General features: G+C 46.5%; 5 protein-coding genes. 1 reads left to right on the forward strand and 4 read right to left on the reverse strand.

Annotated features, from left to right (window positions below):
* Window positions 1-127: 127 nt before the first annotated feature.
* Both ACO0LC_RS28895 and ACO0LC_RS28900 read right to left on the reverse strand, forming a co-directional pair.
* Window positions 128-1,210 (reverse strand): hypothetical protein, encoded by a 1,083-nt coding sequence (locus ACO0LC_RS28895; RefSeq protein ID WP_423009680.1) that lies wholly within the window; start codon window positions 1,208-1,210, stop codon window positions 128-130.
* A gap of 202 nt (window positions 1,211-1,412) precedes the next feature.
* A complete protein-coding gene (locus tag ACO0LC_RS28900; RefSeq protein WP_423009688.1) occupies window positions 1,413-3,260 on the reverse strand; it encodes a collagen-binding domain-containing protein in 1,848 nt (615 codons plus the stop codon).
* On the opposite strand from ACO0LC_RS28900, the gene ACO0LC_RS28905 reads away from it, so the two are divergent.
* Window positions 3,144-4,271, forward strand: coding sequence for a transposase (locus tag ACO0LC_RS28905; RefSeq protein ID WP_423009682.1), 1,128 nt, complete (start codon window positions 3,144-3,146; stop codon window positions 4,269-4,271). The genes ACO0LC_RS28900 and ACO0LC_RS28905 overlap by 117 nt on opposite strands.
* A gap of 514 nt (window positions 4,272-4,785) precedes the next feature.
* Here the strand turns inward: ACO0LC_RS28905 and ACO0LC_RS28910 are convergent.
* Window positions 4,786-5,352 carry a pentapeptide repeat-containing protein gene (locus ACO0LC_RS28910; RefSeq protein ID WP_423009684.1) on the reverse strand — a complete coding sequence of 189 codons (567 nt, stop codon included), beginning with the start codon at window positions 5,350-5,352 and terminating at the stop codon, window positions 4,786-4,788.
* A 119-nt stretch (window positions 5,353-5,471) separates the two neighbouring features.
* Window positions 5,472-5,810, reverse strand: a complete 339-nt coding sequence (locus ACO0LC_RS28915) for a hypothetical protein (protein WP_423009686.1) — start codon at window positions 5,808-5,810, stop codon at window positions 5,472-5,474.
* Window positions 5,811-5,953 lie beyond the last annotated feature (143 nt).

Below are 5,953 nucleotides of genomic sequence, written 5' to 3' on the forward strand. Positions count from 1 at the left end.
CAGCAAGAAATGGACTATGCCAATACGGGATTGGAAAGGGGCATTCAACCGCTTTACCATCCAGTTCGATGACCGGATGTCGCTGAAATAAATGAAAAACCGTTTACACAAAATTCCGGACACCCCCTTACTTTAAAGCTACCCCGCGCAAACATAATTCTGAGTTAAGCCCAAAACAAAATGTATTATTACCAGTAACAATAAAAGAATAACAATCTCCATCCATAGGGTCTCCATCCCAGTCTGTCTGAATCGACAATACACTTGTTACTGCATCATCGCCAGATTCAAGCAGATCGTTTGGTTCAATATCTACCGCACGCGTCCACCCCCGCCCTTTTACTAAAATCTCTTGGCCGCAACTCACAGTTACATTTCTCTCATCTCCGTCACAGATGTACCATATGCAACATTTAGCCACATCTTCATGGAAAATCCGGTGCTGAACTGTTGCAGATATTAGTTCACCTGTTTTTTCACAACGTGAATTCAATTCAAAACCTGGGTAAATACTATCGGTTTCCCAGACCTCCCCTTTCGCACCCTGGAAGTATTGCTGATTCCCACAACCACCAATGCTAAATAAATCTTCTTTGTCCGATGAGGCAGTTGCATCAAATGCTGTCTCGATATCCAGATCAACGCCATCATGTACCCAAACCGCAATGTGACCAACGCTGTAACTATGCGTATCAGCCAACTCTAGGTGATATAGTTTCTTCTTCCTACCAGTTTTGTTTACACCCAATGCAGTCAACTCTCTATTCAGAAAAGCATCCGCTTGGTTTTGATTCGCTATACATCTTGGTCGGTTATTAAATGACAGAATTTTTTCTCCTGATTTCAAGTCCATCATTCTAGTCCAGCCTTTTCCAAGCACAAAGACCGGTAAAGCAGCAGCTGCCTCCAAAGTTAAAATATCGGGATTCACGTCACCATAATAACCCTGACAATACAACAACCAAGTAGGTACATCCTCCCTGGTTTGTATATTCACAATTTTGGTTTCTCTAAGTTCGCCAGTTAATTCGCAACAAGCCAAAACAATGTCCCCCACCTGCGCACGACAAAGTTTGATCGTCCCTCCATTTATCGCAACCAACCTTGCTTCACCACAAATCCAAGCCCCACAATCCTCTTCTCGTTGATTAATATCAGGCTGCCCTACACCAATTGGCGTCATTAATTCTTGTCGACTACGGTCACTCATTTCGTCCTCATTTCTTCAATAGTTCATTAACTAATTCTAACTATGTGAATTTCATTGTATTTATCAATCAATTACTGCATTAGCTCGTTCCGATAATAGCTATTTGATTTGAGTTTAATCTATTAACCACTACCACAGCGGAAACTCATGTAACTTGATACCACTATTAATCTTAATCCATAGTGATTACTTATATTAAGCACTAGCATATATTCCCTAACGCCCTATCCATCTGTGCCTGCAAAGCACTCCCCAGCGAATTCCCCAAACTATCAAGCAAAGCCGCCATCGCCAGATCACCATCTGCCGCAGTCGTGTTAGTACTCTTCGCACCATTACTGCTAGCGTTGCTGCCTGACGCAGTCGTCCCCGCCGGTATCACAATCGCACTACTGTTTGAAGTAGCCTGCAAAGGCGTCGCTAAAACTGTGGTGGTCTTGTTGTTTGCCGCCGTAGCCGGTGTCGCCTGACTCACAACCGTCGCATAAGGATTAGCTGCTGCCACAGACATTGCCATTGCTGTTGAAGTCTGGCTTGCCTGCACTGGTTTTGTCGGCATCCCCGCCGCCTGGAAGCTGCGGTTGTTGGCGATGTAGACATTGCTGTTCCAGTTGTTGACCACCACATTGCCATCTATCACACCACTACCACCCTGCACTGTTGCCAGTGGCGCGAGGATGCTGGCGTTGACGCCGACATTGGTGAACGTCAGTTTCTTCGCTGTGCTGAAGTTAAACAGGGTGTTGTAGTTCTTGAAGCCGTCTGGCATGCCACCTTGCATACCACTGTCACCACTGACGTTGATGATGATGGTCTGGCCTGGGTTCAGGTTGACGAAGTTGGCGTAAGTGACGTTCAACAGGTCAGCTCCCTTGACATTGAAGATCTGGGTGCCGTTGGTGCCGTCGCCCTGGAAGGTCATGCCGTTGAATTGGACGGTGGTCTTGCCATTGGCGGTTTGGGCTGCCAGGTTGGTGGACAGGTCTGTCAACTGGGTTTTGTTGTCAGCAAAGCTGAATGGCGGTGCTGCTTTGACGACGGTGTCTGTCTGCGGCAGATTGTTGACGGTTTTGCTGCTGCCGTAGGTGGCTTTGCCATGGGTGGAACCACCATTGAAGGTCAGTTGGTTGCCAACGATCAAGGACATGCCCTGGTAGTTCTTTTGGGTTGTGTCCATGCTAAAGGCGGAGACGTTGAAGTTGTGTCCTACTGCCATGGTGCCGGCCACTTCTCCTGCGGTAGCGGTAAAGTCATTGAAGATGAAGGCGTTGAACTGCCCTGCCAGGCCCAGGTCTGCACTGGTGAGTACGGGCGGCGCTACAGCGGTCACGGTCAGGCTGACGGTGGCGAGGTTGGAGTCTAGCTTGCCGTCGTTGACTTTGTAGCTAAAGCTGTCTGTACCGACATAGCCTGCGGTGGCTTTGTAGGTAAAACTGCCATCAGCATTGAGGGTGACGGTGCCATGGCCAGCGGTGCTGATGAGTTTGCTGCTGAGGACATCGCCATCGACATCGGTGCCGAGTGCCTTGATGAGGATGCTGGTGGCGTTGTCGACGGTGATGCTTTGGTTGCTGACGACCGGGGCATCATTGACGGCTTTGATGGTCAGGCTGACGGTGGCAACGTTGGAATCGACCTTGCCATCGTTGACGACGTAGCTGAATGTGTCGCTGCCGTTGTAGTTGGCCGCTGGGGTGTAGGTCCAGGTATTGCCTGCGTTCTTGGTGACGGTGCCGTGGGCGGGTTGGGTGGTGATGCGCACGGTCAATACGTCAGTGCTGTCGGCATCGCTGGCGTTGCTGAGCAGGCTGAGGTTGATGCTGCTGTCTTCATCAAGGCTGGCACTGCTGTTGCTGGCCACGGGGGCGTGGTTGACAGGTACAGGGGTGCTGGTGTCGATGTTGACGGGTTTGAAGTAGTGGTAGGCATTGATTTGTATGCCGGAGTTCCAGTTGTTGACGACCACATTGCCATTGATAACGCCGCTACCTCCATTGATGCTGGCACGGGGGGCGAGGATGTTGCCATAGACGCCGGTGTTGATGCCAATGGTATGGTTTGCCAGGTCATTAGCAACAATGAGGGAGAGACCGTTGTAATGATGTTGATGATGAATGAATTTCTTGTGCTGATTTTTTGCTGGGTTTTGGAGATACTTTTTGGCTTGATGTGGCGCTTTCTGAAGTATGTTCAGTACTGGTTAGAGGGATGGAACTGCTTTGCTAAAAACCGAGTTTCCACCCTCTTCCCACCAGTCAAACAATTTTACCCCAAGCGCCCTAAAAGACGAGCAGGCAAGGCTAAGCCTCGCTGGGCTTTGCACTTTGTGCTGGACAGATTTGCACAAGGTCGGAGTTATCGTCAGATACGGGATGAGTTTAATCGTTTGTATGCACATGCTGGGGTCACGATTAGTCTGGGTACAGTGTATAGCTGGATACAGAAATATCGTTCAGAGATGGAGGCAGTACGTAAAGAGACGCGGAATCGGTTTCCTGATTTCAGCCCTGCGAATTTACGCTGGTGTCTGGATGGGACTGGTAAAGTGGATGCGGATGGGATACATCATTTTATTCTTGGTATCGTGGATCATGGCACCAGGATGAATTTGCTGTTGCAGCGTTTGGAGTTGGCGACGTCGGCGGTGGTACTTGAATACATGACACAGACGATCAATTTATTTGGCAAACCGAAAATTATCCGCACTGACAATGCCTCTGTTTTTCGCAGTAAAAAATTCCGACGGACTTTGAAGGAATTAGGAATACGTCAGGAATTCAGTGAGCCAGGCAAGCCTTGGCAAAACGGTAGAATTGAGCGTTTCTTTTTAACGTTGAAAGAGAAATTGAATTTAACTACGCCGATCAATGGCTTGATGCTGGATGTCATGCTCAGGGATTTTACAAGCTGGTATAACCTGATCAGGCCGCATCAGCATTTGCATGGGTACACGCCTGCCGAAGTATGGAGAGGTATTGATCCCTACTCTACACCACCTAAATCTGTACATCCGTTTGAGGCTTGGGATGGTTTGTTGCAGGGGTATTATTTACGGCGTTAGTCAATTCTCGCTGGACCCAAATGTGTATGTTAAGCGGGCAGTTCAACTGTTCAGGATAAATCTCACTCCGAGCAATTAATTTGCTTAAATTTTAGTCAGGAGAACAAATTTAATTGCTCTCCTTGATTAAAAAATAGTCGTTTTTGTGTTCAGTTAAACCAAAACTGCCGCCAGATTTTGCAAAATTTGCAGGTTTGGCGGAGTGAGTTAGTTTAACTGAACGCTGAACGTGGCAAGGGATATTATTTACGGAGGTAGCAAATTCTCGCTGGACCAAGATGTGTATTTTAAGAAGACAATTTAGCTGTTCAGGATAAATCTCGTCCCGAGCAATTAATTCGCTTAAATTTTAGTCAGGAGAACAAATTTAATTGCTCTCCTTGATTAAAAAATAGTCGTTTTTGTGTTCAGTGAAACCAAAACTGCCGCCAGATTTTGCAAAATTTGCAGGTTTGGCGAAGTGAGTTGGTTTAACTGAACACTGAACAGGGTAGCAGCAGCAAAGCATATATTTTTACCGCTCCGGATTCGACACAACAAATACTTCACCATTCGGTCCTTTCTGCCACTTTCCCCCAGGAAAACTCAAAAACCTATCACTAAGAATACAATCTATAAAATGTGCTCCCCACATTAAGGTGGTATCTAAATTTATTTGACTTAGATCACAATTTCGAAAGCTGGAATCGCTCAAATCGGTATGATCGAATGAAACATTTTTAAACACTACTTTTTTAAAATGACAATTTACAAATTTTGTATCGCTAAAATCTGTGTTTTCAAAAACACAAGATTCAAACCAGCTTTTCCGAAAACGAGATTTTGTAAAGTTGGAATCTATGACGTTTGACTCATACAAACTATGAGCTACAGTATCTAAATCAGAAAAATCACATTGTTGTAATAAGCATTTCAGAAAAGTAATTTCCTTGTTCATCTGCAAACTAAATCGAGCATTCCTAATTTCCCAATCTCCAAAATATTCAATTCTCTGATCATCAAATCCTTGTTTCTTGATAATCTCAAGAACTTCTAACTGGTATTCGTTCGGCTGCAATAACCGCGAAACTATATGTGTCATAGGCCACCTTAAATAAATTTATGCTAAAAATTTTAAGCCAAAACATCAACTCAAAACAAATTTATATATAGAGAAGTGAGATTTACTCAACGTTGATCTGACTTCTCCTTCATCAGATATTACTGCTGTCGCAACGTCTTATCCATCTGCGCCTGCAAAGCACTCCCCAACGAACTCCCCAAACCATCCAGCAAAGCCGCCATCGCGAGATCACCATCTGCCGCTGTCGTCGTGCTGCTGGTGTTTTTGCCGCTTGAAGCCGTACTGGTTGTGCTTGCCGCCGGAATCACAATCGCACTACTACCCGAAGTCGCCTGCAACGGTGTTGCTGTCACAGTCGCCGCCTTGCTGTTGGCAGTCGTAGCCGGTGTCGCTTGACTCACCACCGTCGCATAAGGATTGGCCGCTGCCACTGACATCGCCATCGCCGTGTTGGTGCTCGTCTGTTTCACTGGCATGGCTGCCGCCTGGAAGGTAAGCACCTCACCAGCACCGTCCTTGACTTTTTACGTTTAACTCGAAGTCAAACTCAGACTCAGGCTGTTTTTTGCGCCAGACGATCAGCGACATTCCAAGGCAAGAGATCGGCGACCTTATTGAT

This window comes from Undibacterium sp. JH2W (assembly GCF_049340425.1).
Taxonomy (GTDB): domain Bacteria; phylum Pseudomonadota; class Gammaproteobacteria; order Burkholderiales; family Burkholderiaceae_D; genus Undibacterium.

What these genes read in the sequence shown, in the direction of transcription:
- ACO0LC_RS28895 (WP_423009680.1), bottom strand. Translation starts at nt 1,210, where the DNA reads ATGAGTGACCGTAGTCGACAAGAATTAATGACGCCAATTGGTGTAGGG.
- ACO0LC_RS28910 (WP_423009684.1), bottom strand. Translation starts at nt 5,352, where the DNA reads ATGACACATATAGTTTCGCGGTTATTGCAGCCGAACGAATACCAGTTA.
- ACO0LC_RS28915 (WP_423009686.1), bottom strand. Translation starts at nt 5,810, where the DNA reads ATGCCAGTGAAACAGACGAGCACCAACACGGCGATGGCGATGTCAGTG.